The following is an 18036-nucleotide window of genomic DNA, read 5'->3' as shown; positions in this document are numbered from 1 at the left end:
CGTCGGCGCACAGACCTTTGGCATTCCGCGCAACGGCGTCCGCAAAGGCGGACTCGCTCAGCCGGCCGGCGCATCCCGGGCGCGCCGACAGTTGCCGGGCTCGGTCCGCAGCCTTCGGCGACACACGTCAGGCGGCGTCGTTACCGGTGTTCTCGCTGCGGCGCGGTGGCTCGACGCGGTCGATCGTCTGCTCACTCCAGGCCCGGACAGCCGCGGTCTGCTCGGGCGTGAGCGGGTCGAGGAAGTGACGGCGGATGTTGCCGGCGTGTACGAGGAGGGCGCTCTGCGCGGCGCGGCGGCCCTTGGCGGTCAGTCCGATTCCGGTGCGGCGGCCGCTGGCCCCGCATTGGGTCCGCTCCACGAAGCCGCGGTTCTCCATACGTGTCAGCTGGTGTGAGACGCGGCTCTTCTCCCAGTCGAGCGATTCGGAGAGCTCGCCGACGCGCATCTCGTGCCCGGGCGCCCGCCACAGGGTCACCAGCACGCTGAACTCAGCCTTTGAGATTCCGCAGTCGCGCTGCAGACCACGATCGAGCTCCCGGGCGAGCAGGCGCTGCGCGCGCATCCAGGTGTCCCAGAGCTCCCACTCCTCGGGTTCCAGCGCAGGGGTCTCGGTCATGGCGCGCATCATACGGCGGTAGCGAGTTGACGCGTCAACTTTGCAGCTCTAGGGTCCTTGCCGCACAGTGTTGATACGTCAACTCCTTCGGAGGAACGCCATGGCACCTCGCATCGACATCATCCTCAGCGGCAGGCGCCCCGGACGACGGGGCGAACGCATCGCCTCCTGGGTGGTCGAGGAGGCGCTGACCCGATGAGGACACTGTTACGTGGCGGCATGGTGGTCAGCATGGACCCGGCCGTCGGCGATCTCCCGCGGGGCGATGTGCTGATCGAGGGCGGCCGGATCGCCGCTGTCGCCGCCACTGTCGACGCGGCCGACGCCGAGGTCGTGGACGCCACGGGCAAGATCGTGATGCCCGGCTTCGTGGATACCCACCGGCACACCTGGCAGACCGCGTTCCGCGGCATCGGCGCGGACTGGACGTTCGACCAGTACCGCGTCGCCATGCACGGCACGCTCCGGCCGCACTACCAGCCGGAAGATGTGTACCTGGGCAACCTGCTCGGCCGGATCGAAGCGCTCAGCTCGGGCGTCACGACCATGCTCGACTGGTTCCATTGCTCCGACCGCCCGGAGAACGCCGACGCCGCGATCCAGGCGTTGCGTGAGGCGCCCGGCCACTCGGTGTTCTGCTATTGCGCGGGCGCCGCTGACGAGCCGGACATCGCACCCGAGATCAGGCGCGTGCGGGTGCAACTGCCCGACGACGGCATGGCGCTGGGCCTGCGGGGGCCGCAGCTGACCACCATGGACACCACGGCTACCGATGTCGCGCTGGCGCGGGAACTCGGGCTGCGGGTGAGCGTGCATGTGCACGGTGCCACCGGTTGGCCTCGTGGCAGCCGTCCGATCGCGGACATGCGTGACCGCGGGCTGCTCGACGACCGTACGACCTTCGTGCACTGCAACGGCATCTCCGACGACCAGGTGGCGATGATGGCCGATGCGGGCTGCTCGGTGTCGATCAGCCCGGACGTCGAGCTGAAGATGGGCTTCGGTTGGCCCGAGACCGGCCGCATGCTGGCCGCCGGAATCCGCCCGTCCCTGTCGATCGACGACAGCCCGTCCGCGGGCGGGGACATGTTCGCCACCATGCGTACGGCGTTCGCCGTGCAGCGCGGTCTGGACGGTGGCCTCACGGCGCGCGACTTCGTCGAGTTCGCCACGGTGGACGGCGCCCGAGCGTGCGGACTCGATGCCCGTACGGGCAGCGTCACCGTCGGCAAGGACGCCGACCTGATCCTTCTCGACGCCGAGGATCCCTCGGTCTTCCCGGTCAGCAACCCCGTCGGCACGGTCGTGGCGGCCGGCCACCCCGGCCTGGTGGACAGCGTCTTCGTCGCCGGAAGGGCGGTCAAACGGGACGGTCGGCTGCTCGGCGTGGACCTGTCGGCGTTGCGCGCACGGCTGCTGGAGTCTCGCGACCGGATCGCCGCGGCCGCCGGCGTTGCGGTCGACGGATCGTGGGTGCCCCCGGCACAGTGAGTGCGTGGAGGCGGTGATCAGGTCGCGATCGGGGCCGCACCGAACGCTGGCTGGCCGCGGGGTGTTGTGGTGCGCTAGAAATTCCGTCATGGGGGATGCCCGCGACGAGTTCAGCGGAACGGATTTCGGCCCGGTCGTTCAGACGGGCGGCGGCAGCAGTGTTCTCGTCACCGCCTTCCCGGCTTCTTCCCGGGAGGCCGACGGTCTGCCGCCCGGGCCGGGTGTTTTCGTCGGCCGCGCACGCGAACTTGAGGCGCTGCTGGCGGACCTCAGCCCCCGTAAGGCTCCTAAGACCCCTAAGGCCCCGAGAACGCCTCCGCATGTGCGTACCACGCGCGCGGCCAGACGGCAGGCGCAGCGGGCCTGGGCGGCAGAACACAGCGTGCTGATGTTGTCCGGTCCGGCCGGGGTGGGGAAGACGGCGCTGGCGCTGCGTGCTGCCGGGGAGGCGGTCCGGCGCCACTGGTATGTCAAGGGCATCCACGTGGATCTCGGCCGCGCCGCGGAAACTTCGGCGGAGACCGCCGTGTTCACCGCGCTGGGTGGCCTGCTGCACTCGCTGGGAGTGGCTGCGTCGCAGATCGCGGCGACGGCCGACGGCCGCGTGGCCCAGTACCGGTCCGTGGTGAGCGCGCTCGCCAAGCGGGGCAAGCCGGTGCTGGTGGTGCTGGACAACGTTTCCTCGCCGGCCCAGGCGGAGCCGTTGCTGCCGCCGCATCCCCGTAACTGCGCGGTCGTCGTCGGCCGGCACCGGCTGACGGGCGGCGCGGTTGCGGGGGCGTGTCATCACGCTCTGGGCCTGTTCGAGCCCTCGGAGGCCGTCGAGTTCGTGGAGCGTGTGCTGGCGGCCGCGGATGAGCACGACCGTCGGGCGGCCGCCGACCCGGAGGCCGTTCGCGCGCTGTCAATGGCCTGCGGCCGGCTCCCGCTCGCGCTGGATCTGGCCGTGGGCCAACTGGTGACGGACCGACGGACGCCGGTGTCAACGCCGGCCGACCTGCTGCAGGACACCCCGCGACTGTCGGCGCCGGATCTGCAGGCGGACCCTGTCCGACCGGTATTCGCATGGTGCTACAGCCGACTGCCGGCCGGACAGGCCCGGCTGTTCCGGCTGCTGTCGCTGTATCCCGGTGCGCACTTCGGGGCTGAGGAGGCCGCGGTGCTCGGTGGACTGCCGGTTGCCGAGGCGGCGGACGGGCTCATGGAACTGTCCCGGGCCCGCATGCTGATGGCAAGCGGGCCGAGGTTCGGTGGTTACCGCATCCAGGGCCCGCTGCGGTCCTACGCCACCGAGCTGGCCCAAACCGAGGAGTCCTGCACACAGCGCAAGGACGCCGTCGAGCGGCTGCTGCGGTTCCACGTAGCGGCCACCGCCGAGGCCGATACGTGGCTGGACCCGGCCGCCGCGCCCGCGGCGGGCGACCGCTTCACGGGCATTGGGGAAGCCGTCCGGTGGCTGGACGAACACCGCCCGATCCTGATCGAGTCGGTGCGGACCGCGATGGCCCTGGGATCACACGGCCTGGCCGTACAGCTGGCCCTCGGGATGATGAGGTATCTGCAACTGCGCGGCCGCGCCGCCGACCGGATGGCCGTCCTGGAGCCGGCCGCGTCCGCGGCGCATTCGGCGGGGGACCGGGGTGCGGAGGCGGAATGCCGGCGTCGGCTGGGCCATATCCACGCCCAGTCGTTCAGTGTTTCGTCCGCCCTGCCGTACTACGGCAACGCCATGACGCTCTTCCTGCTGGCCGGTGACGCCAGCGGGGCCACGGCGGTGGTCGGCGACGTGCTCGCGCTCCTCGACCGATACCGTGCGCGCGAGCGGGACACCGCCACTTTGATCATCCGGTACGAATCGGGGCTGGCCATCTGCCGACGCGGCGGCGATCCGGCCGCGGTGGCCACCATCCTCGACACCCTGGGCAACCTCCACCAGCGCACAGGCGCTCACCACCGGGCGGCCGGCTGCCACGCCGAAGCCCTGGCGCTCCGCGAGCAGACGCACGGCCTGGGCGGTGTCGCCGAGTCGCTGGCGAACCTCGCCGACGCGCAGCGCGCCGGTGGCGACGGACAGAACGCCGCGGCGAGTTACGAGCGGGTGGCCGGGCTTTTCCGCGACCTGGGAGACAGCCGCCGGGAGGCCCAGTCCTGGGAGAACCTCGGCCTGGTGCATCTGCAGGCGGGTCGTATACGGCCCGCGCGGCAGGCGTTCGAGCAGGCTGCCGAGGCATTCGATCAGGGAGGTCTGGCGCAGGACGCCGAGCGGGTACGCGGCCGCCTGTACCAGCTCCGAAGCTGGGGCTCTCGCCGCCGGGCCGTCGACGCGGCCCGGCGGCAGACCGCCCATGCGCCTGACAGCCAGGGGGTGTGGCGCGCGAGTGGTGAGGGTGGCCACGAGGGGTCCATGGGGACGGGTGGTCGGCGCCCGGACCACGCCGATGCCGATATGTCCGATGTGCCCGATGAGGACGGTGTCATCGACTTCACCGTGCTGTGGACCGTAGCGGACTTCGGGCTGGACTACGGCGACGACACTTTCGACGACGGACTCGGCGATGACTTCGACGACTCCGACGACTTCGGCTTCGACGACGACTAGGCCGTTTCGCACGGAACACGCTCTGCCGCACACCGGATACGTGGCAGGAGCGGAAAATATGGCCGCCGGCCGGGATGCCGGGCTGGTTAGAGTGGCCGCTATGAGCGATCACTCCGGATCCCAGGTCGTATCGCCGGTGCTGCTCGGCGTGGGTGGCGGCGACTGGTTGCCTGTCACCGCGGGCGAGTCGGGAGCCTCCGTCTTTCGCAGTGCGGACACCACCCGGTACGCCAAGTGCGTACCCGTTGCGGATGCGGCCGACCTGGAGGCCGAGCGCGACCGGATCGCGTGGCTCAGCGGTCAGAGCGTACCGGGCCCGCGGGTGCTCGACTGGTACTCCGGTGACGCGGGCGCCTGCTTGGTGACCAGTGCCGTCTCGGGCATACCTGCTGATCAGGTATCCGCCGGGGATCTGCGAGTCTCCTGGGGACGCATCGCGGACGCGGTCCGCCGGTTGCACGAGCTGCCCGTGTCGGAGTGCCCATTCCGCCGGGGCCTGGACGCCATGGTCGCCGTGGCGAGCGACGTGGTGGCCCGTGACGCCGTAAACCCGGAGTTCCTTCCAGTCGAGCAGCAGCACACGCCCGCCGCGGAGTTGCTGACCCGTGTTACCCGGCAGGTACCCCGGCGACGGGAACAGGAGGCCGCCGACACGGTCGTCTGCCATGGGGACCTGTGCCTGCCGAACGTCATCCTCGACCCGCAGACCCTGGACGTGTCGGGCTTCATCGACCTGGGCCGCCTCGGACTGGCCGACCGCTACGCCGACTTGGCACTGCTGCTCGCCAATGCGCGGGAGACATGGACGGACGAGGAGCAGGCGCGGGCAGCGGACGTGGCGTTCGCCGAGCGGTACGGCATCGCGCTGGACCACGACCGCCTGCGCTTCTACCTTCATCTCGACCCGCTCACCTGGGGCTGAACGGTCCCTCGTCTGCCGACTGCCGGAAAGCGTGCTGGTCACGTCCTTCCGGGCGTGACCAGCAAGATTCATCTGCGACGGACAACACGACTCAAACCAGTTCGGGTTGCGGTTCCGGTTGCGGCGCTGGTGTGGCCTTCGGTTCCCACCGTTTGGTGGTCCGTACGTAGCCGTAGATCACTGAGGTCATCGCCAGAATGAGAAGTGGCCCGAACACCCACGGATATTCGGCCATCTCCATCGGCAGATAGCGATACGACAGCAAGAGCGCGGCGAAGACCGTTGTGCCATAAGCGACCAGCTGGATTCCTGACCGGTCCCAGCCGCGTTCGTGCGAGCGCAGAGCTGCCTCGATTGTGAGCGTGAACACCACGCCGGCGATGAGATCCACGCCGTAGTGGTAGCCGAATCCCAGCGTCGCGCCGAGCGTGGCAATCAGCCAGAAGGCGCCCGCGAATCGCAGAATACGCGGGCCCTTGCGGGAGTGAATGAAGATGGCGGTGGCCCACGCCGTGTGCAGGCTGGGCATGCAGTTACGAGGGGTGATCGCGTCGTATGGCACCGGGTGCGGGGTAGCGATCGGCGGCGGCGTGTCCGGCCACAGATCGGCCACCGCCCAGTGCAGGCCGCCGGTGCCGTAGGCGCCCGGGCCATAGGCGAAGATCGGCCCGACCACCGGGAAGATCATGTAGATGGCCGGCCCGACGAGGCCGATCACCAGAAAGGTGCGCACCAGATAGTGGCTCGGGAAGCGGCGCTCGACCGCCACATGGCGCAGCTGGTACAGCGAGACGACGACCGCGGCCACCGCAAGCTGTATGTAGACCCAGTCGAGAAGGTGGGTGCCGATCGGGTCGGTGGCCCTGACAATCCGGCCTACCACCCACGACGGGTTGCCCAGCGCGTGATCGGCGGTTGCCACGTACTCGTCGAGCACGGTCGGGCGGGTCTTCGACGTGATGAGGAGCCAGGTATCACCGGTCTTGCGGCCGGCCACCAGCAGCAGCCCAAGACCGACGCCCTTCAGCAGCAGGGCACGTTCCCGGCCGGTGCGGCGCGTGACAGCGATGACCCCGTAGCCCAAAATCACCCACAACGCGCCGTTGCCGAAGGGGTGGCCCTCAGTGATCTTGGCGCCGACCACCCACCGTACCAGCACGAAGACGATGTCGATGCCGATCGCGACACCAGCCGCGATGAACCGTTGCCGCCAAGTGAGCACCACCATCATCAATGCCATACTGGCGTACAACAGCGGCCCCGATTTGGGGGCGAATATCACCTCTTGCGCCTGGGTGGTCATCGGCCCCGGCAGGCCGTAGTGACGCGCGGCGATCTCCAGCGTGATGAGGAATCCGAGGGTCACCACGCCCGCCGTGGCCCACAGTATCGCCCGTGGTTGACGCAACGCGGCGAACGTAATTCTGTTGTTTATTCGCGAAAACACCCGCGGTGGTATGGATATCAATTGTTTGGCCGATTTGATAGGTTTTGGTTGAGTGGGTTACTCATGGTGCTGGATGGTGTGGTTTTCCGGTGCAGGACGGGCGATGAGGGGGATCGTCGTAAGTCCGAACATGCTACCGGAGCGGTACGCCTGGGTTTCGCTGGTCACGGGTGGCGCGAAGGTTGGTCGATCGGTCGGCAGCCTGGGCTGGATGGTCGTCCGAGACGGACTCCGGGGAACGGCACGGAGCATGCGCTGTGACGCGGGAACCCATGGCGTTGCCGCACGGCCCGAGGCCGACTTTCGGGCGCAGTGCACACAGGGTGACAGCGAGGTTTTCGCACTGAAGATCACTTCCGGTGGCAGTTGAGAGCGAGGGCTTTGAGACCACGGTGGAGTTTCCGGGCGGACGGGTCGAGAATCCCGTTGAGATCCCCAAGGACCAGCTGGGCAAGGCGGCCGAAGCGCGCCTCGGCAATGCCCGGTTCGTCCTCGACGGGCGGATGGCCGGCCCAATATCCTGCGCGCAGTATGGACTGGAGGTTCCGGTCGGCGGCGGAGGCCCAACACTAATGATCACCGGAGTCACCAGGGAGCCCGCAGCGTGACCGGCACCATGGAGGCCCTTGGCGGGTCGGCTGCAGTCGACGATGCAGCACGAAGTGTCACACGCCCGTTCTATGTATACGCCGTGCTCGCCAACACGCTGTTCCAGCGCGGCGTATTCGTCCTCTTCCTTCAGCAGCGAGGCTTCTCCGCCGGGCAAGTGGCCCTGCTGCAGACACTGCTCTACCTGGTCAGCGGACTTGCGGAGTTGCCGACGGGAGTCATCGCCGACCGAATCGGCAGGCGTGCCAGCATCGTGATCGGCCAGATGCTGATAGCTGGATGTCTGCTCGGCCAGGGGACGTTCTCCAACTACTGGGTGTTCCTGGCGCTGTTCATCGGGCAGGGCGTGGGCATGGCATGTGTGTCCGGCTCGGACACCGCCCTGCTGTACGACCTGCTCGTGCGTCGTGGTGCGACGGCCGACTACGTCAGGATCAAGTCCCGGTTCACCATGCTCGGGACGGTCACCTCGGGAGCCGCCATCGTCCTCGGCGGCCAACTGCAGCAGATCTCCTGGGGAGTCGTCTACGTCGGTTCGGCGGCGTGCCTCGTCCTGGCCGTGGTGGTGCTGATGTCACGGGTGCCCGAGATCCGCGGCGCGGACGCGGTGGACGAGCAGGACGGAGCCGAGGAGCACGGCGACGCCACAGCATGGCGGGCGATGCTTCGGGTCGCCACGCCGGCGCTCGTGACGCTTGTCGTGGTGTCCGGGTTGATGCATGCGACTTTGACGCCGTACATCATCTTTGCGCAGAAGACCCTCTCCGATCAGGGAGCGGGCACCGCATTGGTCAGCGTGGTCATATCGGCGGGATTCTTCGCTGGCGGGCTCACTCCGCTGCTGTCGGACCGCGCGGACCGGCACATCGGGTATCGGGTCATAGTCCCGGTGTCCCTCCTGACGCTCGCCGCGGCACTCGGCCTGAGCGGCCTCGGCCTTGTCTGGGTCACCATCGCCGCGTTCCTGGCCCTGGTCGGGATTCCCGAGATCACCGCCGTGATCGTGGACAACGTGTTCAACGAGGCCGTGCCGTCGCGCCACCGGGCGAGCCTGCTGTCGATGATCGCATTCGTGGAGTCGGCGCTCATCGGCATCGGCTATCTCGTCCTCGGCGCGCTCATGGACGGGCTGGGCTCCAGTGTGGGCATGGCCACCTACGCCGCGGTCCCCCTGCTGGCATGTCTCCTGTGGCTCCCGGTGCTCTTCCGAGGAGCACGGGTGACCACCGAGATCGAGAAGCCCGCCGACCAAAAGGCATCCTGAAACAGACCATCTCGACCATCGTCGCCGGTTCGGGCAACACCCAGGGCGCGGTCAAGCAGACGTTCCCCGTGTACTCACCGCGCACCCACCTCACCTCCGGCGGCTTCTCCTCCATGGGCTGGGCCGTCCCGGCCGCGATCGGCGCCAAGCCGGCCCGGCCGGACCGCACGGTGGTGTGCGTACTCGGCGACGGCGACTTCCTCATGACGGCCCAGGAGATCGCCCCTGAGCGTCACCGCCGGAGCGCCGGTGGTCTTCGTGGTCCAGGACAACGCGGGATACATGTCGATCCGCGGCGGCCGGCGCAAGCGTGGAAGGTCACCGACGCCGACTCGCTGGAGCCGACCCTGCGCACACCCAACGGCCCAACCGGCCCGCGGGTGACCGGGCGCTCTACGAGCCGTCCGGAGTGGGTGTGATGGTGGCGGGCATCGCGCCGTCGGGGCGGACGGTGAACCCGAAGACCGGCGAGGCCGGGGTGGCGTGGAAGGAGGGGGAGAAGGCGGGCAGCAGGTGCTCCAGGAACACGGTCATCTCGCGCATGGCGAACTGCGCGCCCAGACACGCTCGTGCGCCGAGGCCGAAGGGGTAGTACGCGCCGTGCCGGGAGGAGGGGCGGCCCTCGTCCGGGGTGGTGAACCGCTCGGGGGCGAATCGCTCGGGGTCGGGCCACAGCGCCGGGTCGCGGTGGGTGAGGTACGGGCATACGAAGATGTCGGTGCCGGCCGCGATGTGGTATCCGGCGAGGGTGTCGTCCTCCGTGGCGTGACGGGGGATCAGCCATGCCGACGGATAGAGCCGCAGGGTCTCCGAGGCGAGAGCCCGGATGGCCTTCTCGCGCTCGGGTGAGCCCGCGGGGCCCGCGTTCAGGGCCCAGCGGCGGGCTTCGGGGTGGCGGTCGAGGAGCAGATACAGCCAGGACAGCGTCGTGGCAGTGGTCTCGTGACCGGCGGCAAGCAGGGTGACCAGCTCGTCGCGGATCAGCTGGTCGGTGTACTCGGGGTGGGTCCGGCCGGCGTTCACCAGAACGCGCAGCAGGCCGGGGCCTTCCGGTCCCGCCTCTCCTCGGCGGGCGGCCGCGATCGCGTGTTCGGCGACGGCGTCGATCCTCGCGAGGTCCGCGGCCACGGCGGCGCGCAGCTCGGCCACGTCGGCCGACGCGGAAGGGGTGGCCGGTAGGGCGGCCCCCACCGCCTCGACCGCGGCGAGTTCGCGGTTCGTGGTCTCGTCGAGGGGGTGGCCGGTGAGGGAGCGCCAGATGGTGTCCAGAGCGAAGAAGCGCATGTCGTCGCCGACGTCGGTCGGCGTGCCGGTACGGGCGCACTCCGCCCAGTGGTCGGCGGCGCGGCGTGCGGCGCCGACGATCCGCTGCTCGTAGCGGCGGATCCCCGCTCCGGTGAACTGGGCCTGGAGAAGGCGGCGCTGACGCTTCCACGATTCCCCGACAGCCGAGAGCACCCCGTCTCCCACCAGCACGCGGGCCCGATGGGAGCGCTTCACGTAGCGGTCGGGGTGCAGGGCGAGGACGTGCTGCACCGCCTGCGGGTCGGTGACCAGCACCGTGGGGCGCGGGCCGAGGCGTACCGCGCTGACCCCGCCGAGCTCGCGCACCTGGGCCAGCAAGTCGACCACTGCCCCCGAGGCCGAGTGCCACTTCTTGACGGCCTCCGGAGCGAGCTCAGGAGGCAGGGGCGTGGCACCGGGCCTGGGTGACGGGGAGGGGACGCCTTGTGGGGCTGTGGTGGCCAATGTGCTCTCCTGCTCGATGACTGCGTCTGTGGACATGGGGGCCGTCGGTCCGGTGCGGGGCCGATAGTGCATCACTGCGGGTAGCGCACGACCAGCAGTGCCTCGACGTCTCCGAACGGTGCCTGATACAGGTGTGGTACGTCCGCGGCCCAACTCCCGTGCATACCAGGACCGATCGCGACAGGAGCGGAAGGGGCACCGACTCGTGCGGTGCCCGCGAGTACGACGATGTGCTCTGTGGTGCCGGGGGAGTGTGCGGCGGACTCCTGTGCCGTTCCGGCGCGGATGCGTATTCGGTAGGTTTCCGTGACCGCGGAGGCGTCTTCGAATCGCTCGGTGAGGACGGCGTCCACGGCGCGACCGGAGATCTCGGCGGGAAGCGCGAGTCCGTGCAGCACGGTGCTGAGGGGCACCTTGAGCGCTGTCGTGAGGGCGTAGAGCGTTTCCAGTGTGGGGTTGCGCCGTCCGCCTTCCAGTTCGGAAAGTGTTCCCTTGCCGACGGCGGACCTGCGTGCCAGCTCGGACAGTGACAAATCCTGCGCTTCGCGCAACTCCCGCAGGCGCAAGCCGACGCGAGCGGCCAGATCCATGGCTACCCCTTCTCGCCACCGAGGCTCGGTTGATCTGGTGCCTCACGAGATCTATCGTTCCACATGCAGAACGTTCTGTATATGGAACGCACGATGGTGCGGCGCTGCACGGAGGAGTCACATGGCGTCCCAGGAAAGTACGTCCCTGCCCGTTCGCAGCATGCAGGTGGCCCGCGTCCTCGCCGCGGCCGGCATCGCCGGCCAGGTGCGCGAGCTGACGGAGTCGGCGCGCACGGCGGCCGAGGCCGCTTCAGCCCTGGGGTGTGACGTGGGCGCGATCGCCAACAGTCTCGTGTTCATCTCCGACGATGAGCCGGTGCTGGTGATGACCAGCGGCCGGCACCGGGTGGACACCACCGCGCTCGCCGCCCGATGGGGACGTGGCAAGCTCCGGCGCGCCACCGCCGAGCAGGTGCGTCAGGCCACCGGACAGGCGATCGGAGGCGTGGCGCCCGTCGGCCACCCCCGCGCCCTTCCCGCCGTGGTCGATGAAGCCCTGACCGACTACTCCCGGGTCTGGGCTGCCGGTGGAACTCCCCACACGATCTTCCCCACCACGGCCGGCGAACTCGTCCGGCTCACGGGGGGATTGCTGCTCCCGGTTGGCCCATGAGAAGGGACGGAGCCGTTTCTTGTAGGTTCGACCCGTCCCGTTGAGGGACGGGTCCAGATCTACGTATGAGGGAGCTCGCATGGCCTCCATCCACCACACCACCATGACGCCCACCAAGCTGGAACTGCTCAGCGAGTGGCTGCCGAAGCAGAGCTGGTACGTGGGCAACGCGGAAACGCCGGAACTGGTGAAGGCCGGTGGGTTCCGATTGGACGACCCGGAGGGCGCGGTCGGGATCGAGTTCATGGTCGTGGTGGACGGAGCCGCGCAGGAGCCGGTGGCGTATCTGGTGCCGATGGGCTACCGCGCTGCGGCGCTGGAGGGCGCCCCGGGCGAGGCGCTGATCGGCACCTCTGAGCACGGGGTGCTCGGTACCCGGTGGATCTACGATGGCGTCCACGACCCGGTGGTGATGGCGCAGTTGCGCGCACTCCTGCGCGGCGAGGCGGTGCCGCAGCACCAGAGCAAGAGCGACACCCCTGACCCGACCGTCACCGTGCACGGCACTGGCACTGACGGCGGGCTTGACGTTCACGTCAACCGCGTCCTGCGGCCGACGGAGGCCGAGGCCGAGCAGAGGTCGTCCGGACACCTCGTCGCCGGGTGGACCTGGCCGAACGGCACGGCTGCACGGGGCGTATTCGCGGCCGTGGCGCCACGGTAGGAGGCCGCTGCAGTTCGGTCCCGTCGGGGTCTTCCGGCGACACCACGGTCGGCCACCGGTCCTCGCCCGGCGGGACGTCGTGCTGCCACCGGCGGATTCAAGGTTTATGACAGGCCTCGGTAAGCCCGGCCGTGCATGGTCGTTCCACCACCGAACAACCGTAGGTGTGACCGGGGGATGTGGGGCGGGACATGTTGGTGACCGAGTTCAGCACGGAGGTTGTGGCACCGCCGGAGCGGTTCGAGCTGTTCAGCGAAGTGACCGCGCAAACGCACATGCCCAACCGATTACGCAGCAACGATCGGGACGACTTCCGTGCCAATATGCGAGTTCTGCGTTTGGGGGAGTTAGAGGTCTCCACGATGTCCTTTTCGCATCTGGAGATCGTGCGAACGGCGAAGCTGATCCGGCAGTACGATCCCGATGCGTACCAGATCAACTATCTTCTCGGTCAGGAGGGGGTTCTCTCCCTGGCCGGAGATGACACCGCGCTGCAGGTCGGTGACCTGGTGGTGATGGATACCAGTCGGCCCTATCGCGGCGACGTTCACGCCGTCCGCGGCGGTTGGTCGCATATGACCGTGCAGTTCCCTCGGAAACTGCTGCCGCTGCCGGAAAAGACGGCGCAGTCTCTCGTCGGTGTCTCGCTCAACGGGCGCCGCGGCATGGGCGGGGTGTTCACCCGCTGGCTGACCGACCTCAATACGCGCGCCGACGAGTTCACCCCAGCCGATGTCCCCACCCTCGCCTCGGTCACCCTGGACCTCCTGGCGTCCGCACTCGCCCGCTGCGCGGATGCCGAGGCGGCGCTGAGTCCGGAGACCCGCAGAAACGCCTTGCGGACCCGGATCAACGCCTTCGTCGAACAGCATCTCACCGACCCGGATATGACTCCCCAGACGATCGCGGACGCCCACCACATCTCTCTGCGCCTCCTCCAGCAGCTGTTCGCCGAGATCGACACGTCACCAGCAGCCTGGATACGCCGCCGCCGTCTGGAACGCTGCCGCGTCGACCTGGCCAACCCGAGTCTGAAGAGCCGACCGATACAGACCATCGCAGCCCGCTGGGGCTTCGCCGACCCGGCACACTTCAGCCGCCTGTTCCGGGCCACCTACGAGATGACCCCGCGGGACTACAGACACCTGGCCGTGCCCTTCAGTCGTGGCCCTGAGACGGGCGGGGTAGGCGGGGGCCGGTACGCGTCAGTCCCTGGGCGAACCAGCGGACTAGTGCCGCTGTACACCCTGTGAGACCTCCCGAGTCCGGACAAGCGGTAAATTTCGCGTCAACGCAAACCACAAGCTCATCGACGCCTGGCTCCTCGTGCTCTGTACCGCTTGCGGGGAAACCGTAAAGCTCACGGTCCTGGAGCGGATGAATGTGCGCTCAACGCGTGGCGTCTCGACACCGGCGGATCCGCGGGCGCTACGTTCGTTATAGTGAACATATCGTTTAGCGGTGTGGAGAGTGTGATGCAGGTCAGGACCTATCTCGATGACACCTATGCGGAGCAGGTCGATACACGGGTGATCGCCGTAGGGCGCCGGGAGGGGCGGCCCTGGGCTGCCGTGGAGCACTGCCTGTTCCATCCGCAGGGCGGTGGCCAGCCTGCCGACCGGGGATGGCTGGAGGAGGTCGAGGTCGTACCCGTCCGGGATGAGCAGTCGGGGCTGATCGTGGCCGTGCCCGCTGCCGAGGGGGCCGGGTGGCCGGTGTTCGCGGAGGGGCAGTCGGTGCGGGCGCGGATCGATCTGGGGATGCGGATGGCGCACGCGGCTCTGCACACGGCCGGGCATCTGGTCGAGGCGGCGGGCCGGGCCCAGGGGTGGGAGCTGGCCGGGAACAACCACTTCCCGGGCCAGGCGCGCATCGAGTTCACCGCCCCGCGGCCCGATCCTCGGCTGGCCGAGCCCGAGGGCCGGGAGGAGGTGCTCGCCGAGCTGCGTAAGGCGGTCGTGGCGGCCATCGCTGAGGACCTGCCGGTGACCGCGGCGGTGGACGAGCAGGGGCTGCGCACGGTGTCTCTGGGCGCCCTGCACTCCGCACCCTGCGGGGGAACGCATGTGCGCGGCCTCGGCGACCTCCACGATGTGGTTCTGCCGTCGCTGAAGTTCAAAAGGGGCCGCATCCGGGTGTCGTATTCCGCCGCTCACGGGGAGCGGTGATGGCCCCGCCGTCCGGGCAGTCGACGAGCAGCACCGCCGCGGCGGTGGGGGCGCAGATCCGTCGGCGTCGTGAACAGCGAGGGATGAGCGGCTCCGAACTGGCGAGGCGCGCGGGCCTGAGCAAGGCGACGCTGTCGCAACTGGAGGCCGGTAAGGGGAATCCGACGATCGAGACGCTCGACGCGCTCGCGATCGCGCTCAGGATCCCGCTGACCGACCTGTTGACCCGCGACACCGACCCCGGCCCGGTGTTCGTCGCCGGCACCGACCTCGCCGAGGACGAGGTCGGCCGGGAACTGCTCCGCCGGATCAGCAGCGGCCACAGCCTGGAGATCTGGCGGCTGCGGATGCCCGCCCACACCGAGCTGGCGGGCGTGCCGCATGCGACCGGCACCGTGGAGCACCTGCTGGTCGCCACGGGTCGGCTGACCGCCGGACCCACCGACAGCCCGCGCCTGCTGGGGGCGGGCGATCTGCTCGCCTTCGCCGGCGACGCCCCCCATATCTACCGCACCGACACCGAACCGGCGGACGTCACCGTCGTCATCGCCTCGCCCATCGTCAGCTGAGAGCCACCCCGAAAGTCAGGCACACACCATGAGCACGACCACCCCCTACGCTCGCGCCTTCACCAGCGACAACGTCGCCGGGGCCGCACCACAGATCATGGACGCCATGGCCCGCGCCGCCGCCGGGCCGGCCGCACCGTACGGCGCGGACAGCTTCACCGCCGACGTACGGCGCCGCCTGTGCCAGATATTCGACCGTGACGTCGACGTACTGCTCGTCTCCACCGGCTCCGCGGCCAACGCCCTGAGCCTGGCAGCCCTCACCCCGCCCTGGGGCAGCGTGCTGTGCCACCGCGACAGCCACATCAACAACGACGAATGCGGCGCGCCCGAGTTCTACACCGCGGGCGCCAAGCTCGTCCCGCTCCCCGGCGACGATGCCAAGATCGACCCCGAGGCGCTACGGGCGGCCGCCCGGCGCAAGCGGGGAGACGTACACAGCGTGGAGCCTTCCGTAGTGAGCATCACCCAGGCCACCGAGACCGGCGCCGTCCACACCCTCGACGAACTCCACACCCTCGGATCCATCGCCAAGGAAGCGGGCCTGCGCCTCCACATGGACGGCGCACGCTTCGCCGGCGCCGTCGCCGCCCACGGCTGCACCCCCGCCGAGATGACTTGGCAGGCCGGTGTCGACCTGCTTTCCTTCGGGGCCACCAAGAACGGCACCATGACCGCCGACGCCATCGTCGTCTTCGACCGCTCCCTCACCCCCGAACTCGCCTTCCGCGCCAAGCGCGCCGGTCAACTCGCCTCCAAGATGCGCTTCCACGCCGCCCAGCTCGCCGCTTACCTGACCGACGACTTGTGGCTGCACAACGCGAACCACGCCAACGCCATGGCCGCCCGCCTCCAAGAGGGACTCAAGGCCCTGCCGGACATCGGCTTCCCCGGCGCGGTCGAGGCCAACGTCGTCTTCTGCCGCCTGCCCCAGCGCGTCATCGACGGACTCCTGTCCGAGGGCTATGCCTTCTACCACGACCGCTGGGAGCCGGGAGTCGTCCGCTTCGTCACCTCCTTTGCGACCGCACGGGAGGACGTCGACGGCCTGGTGAACGCCGTCCGCCGACTTACTGCCTGACCTGTTCGGTCGGTCGGACGGTGCAGCAGCAACCGGCCAATACCGGGGGGCAATTGCCAGGACTCGTGACTCCTCAGCTACCTTTGCCTCGATTATGGTGACCGCCGGGGGTGGGTGAGGGTGGAACCGGACCCGACAGGGATGCTCGAACGGCCGGGGAAGCGGCGTCGGAGGCACGTCTTCCGGCTGCTGGTCGCCTTGAGTTCGGTCGCCCTCGTCTGGTGGGCCTTGTGGCAGTACCGGCAAGTCGAGCGGTTGGTCACTGGGGAGCGGGCCGACGTGCTGGACGTGCGGCAGTGCTCCACTCACAACTACAAGGGAACGCGGCTGTACACCTGCCGCGCCACGTGGCGTTTCTCCGACGAGCGTACGGGTGAGGGGGATGTCGACGCGGGCACCGAGCCGACGAGGAAGGGCTCCACGGTGTTCGCCGGCGATGACTGGGGATACCGCTCGCGTGGCGATCTGATGGGCTCGGTGCTGCCGAAGGCCGGGGTCTTCCTGCTGGTACTCGGCGAACTGGCTGTCTTGCTGGTCATCTCCCGCTGGGGGCGCAGGCGCGGCTATACGCTGCCGCGCGGCCGCTGAAACGTCGCCCCCGGCCGAAGAACCCGGTGACCGCGACCGCCAGATGCGCGTCCTGACGTCAGTGGAGTCCGTAGGCCCGGGCGAGTACGCCCACGGTGGCGGCCATGGCCTGGCGCAGTTCGGCGGGTGCGACGACCTCGACGTCGACACCGAGCCGCAGCAGCTCGCCGCACGCGTGGTAGGTGCTCTCGGTCGGGATGACGGCCTCGATCCATCCGTCGTCGCCGACGGCGGTCGCGGTGGAGTCGACGGCCCGTACCACCTCCGGGGGGACGTTGTCGGGCAGGCGTCGGCGTCCCTGTGGGGACAGACGGATGGTGGCGGTGCCGGTGTAGCGGCGTGCCTGGAAATCGTCGAGGTAGGAGGTCCAGTACGCACCCAGGTCGAATCCTTGCGGCCGGTCGAACCGTTCGTCGGTCAGCACCGCGTCGAGGACTTGGGCGACCCGGTAGGTGGCGATCCGGCTGTCCGTGGCGGCGGCCACGAGATACCAGGTTCCGGATTTGAGCACCAGGCCGTAGGGACGTAGGCGGCGATTGACCTCCTGCGGCGCGCGCCAACGGCGATAGCGCACGTCCACCGCACGCCCGGTGAGCACCGCGTCGACGAACAAGGGCAGCTGCGGTGTCTGTTCGGGTTCCCGGTACCAGCCGGGAGCGTCCAGGTGGAACACCGCCGCGGTCCGCGCCGCCTCCTCGCGCAGTCCCGTCGGCAGCGCGGCCAGCAGCTTCAGCCGTGCCGCCGTCACCTCCGCCGTGAGGCCCAGGTCGGCGGCGGGCCCGGGCAGTCCGGCGAAGAACAGCGCCCGTGCTTCGCCCTCACTCATCCCGGTCAGGCGGGTGCGATAGCCGTCGAGCAGCTGATAGCCGCCCCCGCGGCCCGGCTCCGCGTAGACCGGGACCCCGGCGGCCTGTAGCCGTGCCAGGTCACGGTAGGCGGTCCGGATGGATACCCCCAGCTCATCGGCGACCCCGCGCGCGGACATGCGACCACGGGATTGCAGCAACAACAGCAGCGACAGCAATCGACCTGCAGACATGGGCGCATTCTCCCCGGAAACCCT

Annotated in this window: 18 protein-coding genes and 2 pseudogenes; 14 read left to right on the top strand and 6 right to left on the bottom strand. The window is 69.2% G+C overall.

What is annotated here, in order from left to right:
* Positions 1–127: 127 nt before the first annotated feature.
* Positions 128–619, bottom strand: coding sequence for a MarR family winged helix-turn-helix transcriptional regulator (locus ACFV2X_RS00755; protein WP_385609677.1), 492 nt, complete (start codon positions 617–619; stop codon positions 128–130).
* A gap of 195 nt (positions 620–814) precedes the next feature.
* On the opposite strand from ACFV2X_RS00755, the gene ACFV2X_RS00750 reads away from it, so the two are divergent.
* From ACFV2X_RS00750 to ACFV2X_RS00740, 3 genes are all read left to right on the top strand, one after another.
* A complete protein-coding gene (locus tag ACFV2X_RS00750) occupies positions 815–2110 on the top strand; it encodes an amidohydrolase family protein (RefSeq protein WP_385609676.1) in 1296 nt (431 codons plus the stop codon).
* A gap of 88 nt (positions 2111–2198) precedes the next feature.
* A complete protein-coding gene (locus ACFV2X_RS00745) occupies positions 2199–4709 on the top strand; it encodes a tetratricopeptide repeat protein (protein ID WP_385609674.1) in 2511 nt (836 codons plus the stop codon).
* A 100-nt stretch (positions 4710–4809) separates the two neighbouring features.
* Positions 4810–5631: an APH(3'') family aminoglycoside O-phosphotransferase gene (locus ACFV2X_RS00740; protein ID WP_385609673.1), complete on the top strand. Its 822-nt coding sequence runs from the start codon at positions 4810–4812 to the stop codon at positions 5629–5631.
* 91 nt (positions 5632–5722) lie between these two features.
* Here ACFV2X_RS00740 and ACFV2X_RS00735 read toward each other — a convergent pair whose 3' ends face one another.
* On the bottom strand, positions 5723–7000 hold the full coding sequence (locus ACFV2X_RS00735; RefSeq protein ID WP_385610348.1) for a phosphatase PAP2 family protein: 1278 nt from the start codon (positions 6998–7000) through the stop codon (positions 5723–5725).
* 437 nt (positions 7001–7437) lie between these two features.
* On the opposite strand from ACFV2X_RS00735, the gene ACFV2X_RS00730 reads away from it, so the two are divergent.
* The 3 genes from ACFV2X_RS00730 to ACFV2X_RS00720 all read left to right on the top strand — a co-directional run bounded on the left by ACFV2X_RS00730 (position 7438) and on the right by ACFV2X_RS00720 (position 9370).
* On the top strand, positions 7438–7686 hold the full coding sequence (locus tag ACFV2X_RS00730) for a hypothetical protein (protein WP_385609672.1): 249 nt from the start codon (positions 7438–7440) through the stop codon (positions 7684–7686).
* Entirely contained in the window at positions 7683–8951 is a 1269-nt protein-coding gene (locus tag ACFV2X_RS00725; RefSeq protein ID WP_385609671.1) for an MFS transporter, read from the top strand. Before ACFV2X_RS00730 ends, ACFV2X_RS00725 begins: the two co-directional genes overlap by 4 nt.
* 68 nt (positions 8952–9019) lie before the next feature.
* Entirely contained in the window at positions 9020–9370 is a 351-nt protein-coding gene (locus ACFV2X_RS00720; protein WP_385609669.1) for a thiamine pyrophosphate-dependent enzyme, read from the top strand.
* On the opposite strand, the gene ACFV2X_RS00715 is transcribed toward ACFV2X_RS00720, so the two are convergent.
* Positions 9345–10736, bottom strand: coding sequence for a cytochrome P450 (locus ACFV2X_RS00715; RefSeq protein WP_385609667.1), 1392 nt, complete (start codon positions 10734–10736; stop codon positions 9345–9347). The genes ACFV2X_RS00720 and ACFV2X_RS00715 overlap by 26 nt on opposite strands.
* Before the next feature lie 35 nt (positions 10737–10771).
* The gene (locus ACFV2X_RS00710; protein WP_385609666.1) at positions 10772–11290 is read right to left on the bottom strand and encodes a helix-turn-helix domain-containing protein; all 519 of its coding nucleotides are present in this window, start codon (positions 11288–11290) and stop codon (positions 10772–10774) included.
* Between the two features lie 121 nt (positions 11291–11411).
* On the opposite strand from ACFV2X_RS00710, the gene ACFV2X_RS00705 reads away from it, so the two are divergent.
* Positions 11412–11903, top strand: coding sequence for a YbaK/EbsC family protein (locus ACFV2X_RS00705; protein WP_385609665.1), 492 nt, complete (start codon positions 11412–11414; stop codon positions 11901–11903).
* A 79-nt stretch (positions 11904–11982) separates the two neighbouring features.
* Positions 11983–12567 carry a 1,4-alpha-glucan branching protein gene (locus ACFV2X_RS00700; protein ID WP_385609663.1) on the top strand — a complete coding sequence of 195 codons (585 nt, stop codon included), beginning with the start codon at positions 11983–11985 and terminating at the stop codon, positions 12565–12567.
* Here the strand turns inward: ACFV2X_RS00700 and ACFV2X_RS00695 are convergent.
* A pseudogene (locus tag ACFV2X_RS00695) lies at positions 12536–12652 on the bottom strand (VOC family protein); the annotation flags it as partial. The gene ACFV2X_RS00700 and the pseudogene ACFV2X_RS00695 overlap by 32 nt on opposite strands.
* A 106-nt stretch (positions 12653–12758) precedes the next feature.
* On the opposite strand from ACFV2X_RS00695, the gene ACFV2X_RS00690 reads away from it, so the two are divergent.
* The 6 genes and pseudogenes from ACFV2X_RS00690 to ACFV2X_RS00665 all read left to right on the top strand — a co-directional run bounded on the left by ACFV2X_RS00690 (position 12759) and on the right by ACFV2X_RS00665 (position 16973).
* The gene (locus ACFV2X_RS00690; protein ID WP_385609662.1) at positions 12759–13820 is read left to right on the top strand and encodes a helix-turn-helix domain-containing protein; all 1062 of its coding nucleotides are present in this window, start codon (positions 12759–12761) and stop codon (positions 13818–13820) included.
* Between the two features lie 7 nt (positions 13821–13827).
* Positions 13828–13965: pseudogene (locus tag ACFV2X_RS00685) on the top strand (DUF1062 domain-containing protein); the annotation flags it as partial.
* Between the two features lie 77 nt (positions 13966–14042).
* Positions 14043–14735, top strand: coding sequence for a metal-dependent hydrolase (locus ACFV2X_RS00680; protein WP_385609660.1), 693 nt, complete (start codon positions 14043–14045; stop codon positions 14733–14735).
* Positions 14735–15304, top strand: coding sequence for a helix-turn-helix domain-containing protein (locus ACFV2X_RS00675; RefSeq protein ID WP_385609658.1), 570 nt, complete (start codon positions 14735–14737; stop codon positions 15302–15304). The genes ACFV2X_RS00680 and ACFV2X_RS00675 overlap by 1 nt, the downstream gene beginning before the upstream one ends.
* Before the next feature lie 28 nt (positions 15305–15332).
* Positions 15333–16385, top strand: coding sequence for a threonine aldolase family protein (locus ACFV2X_RS00670; protein ID WP_385609656.1), 1053 nt, complete (start codon positions 15333–15335; stop codon positions 16383–16385).
* 120 nt (positions 16386–16505) lie between these two features.
* Positions 16506–16973 carry a hypothetical protein gene (locus ACFV2X_RS00665; RefSeq protein ID WP_385609655.1) on the top strand — a complete coding sequence of 156 codons (468 nt, stop codon included), beginning with the start codon at positions 16506–16508 and terminating at the stop codon, positions 16971–16973.
* Between the two features lie 58 nt (positions 16974–17031).
* Here ACFV2X_RS00665 and ACFV2X_RS00660 read toward each other — a convergent pair whose 3' ends face one another.
* Entirely contained in the window at positions 17032–18012 is a 981-nt protein-coding gene (locus tag ACFV2X_RS00660; RefSeq protein ID WP_385609654.1) for a helix-turn-helix transcriptional regulator, read from the bottom strand.
* Positions 18013–18036: the final 24 nt, after the last annotated feature.

The organism is Streptomyces sp. NPDC059679 (assembly GCF_042734105.1).
In the GTDB taxonomy this organism is placed as follows: Bacteria; Actinomycetota; Actinomycetes; order Streptomycetales; family Streptomycetaceae; genus Streptomyces.
This window is presented reverse-complemented; position numbering and strand designations above follow the sequence as displayed.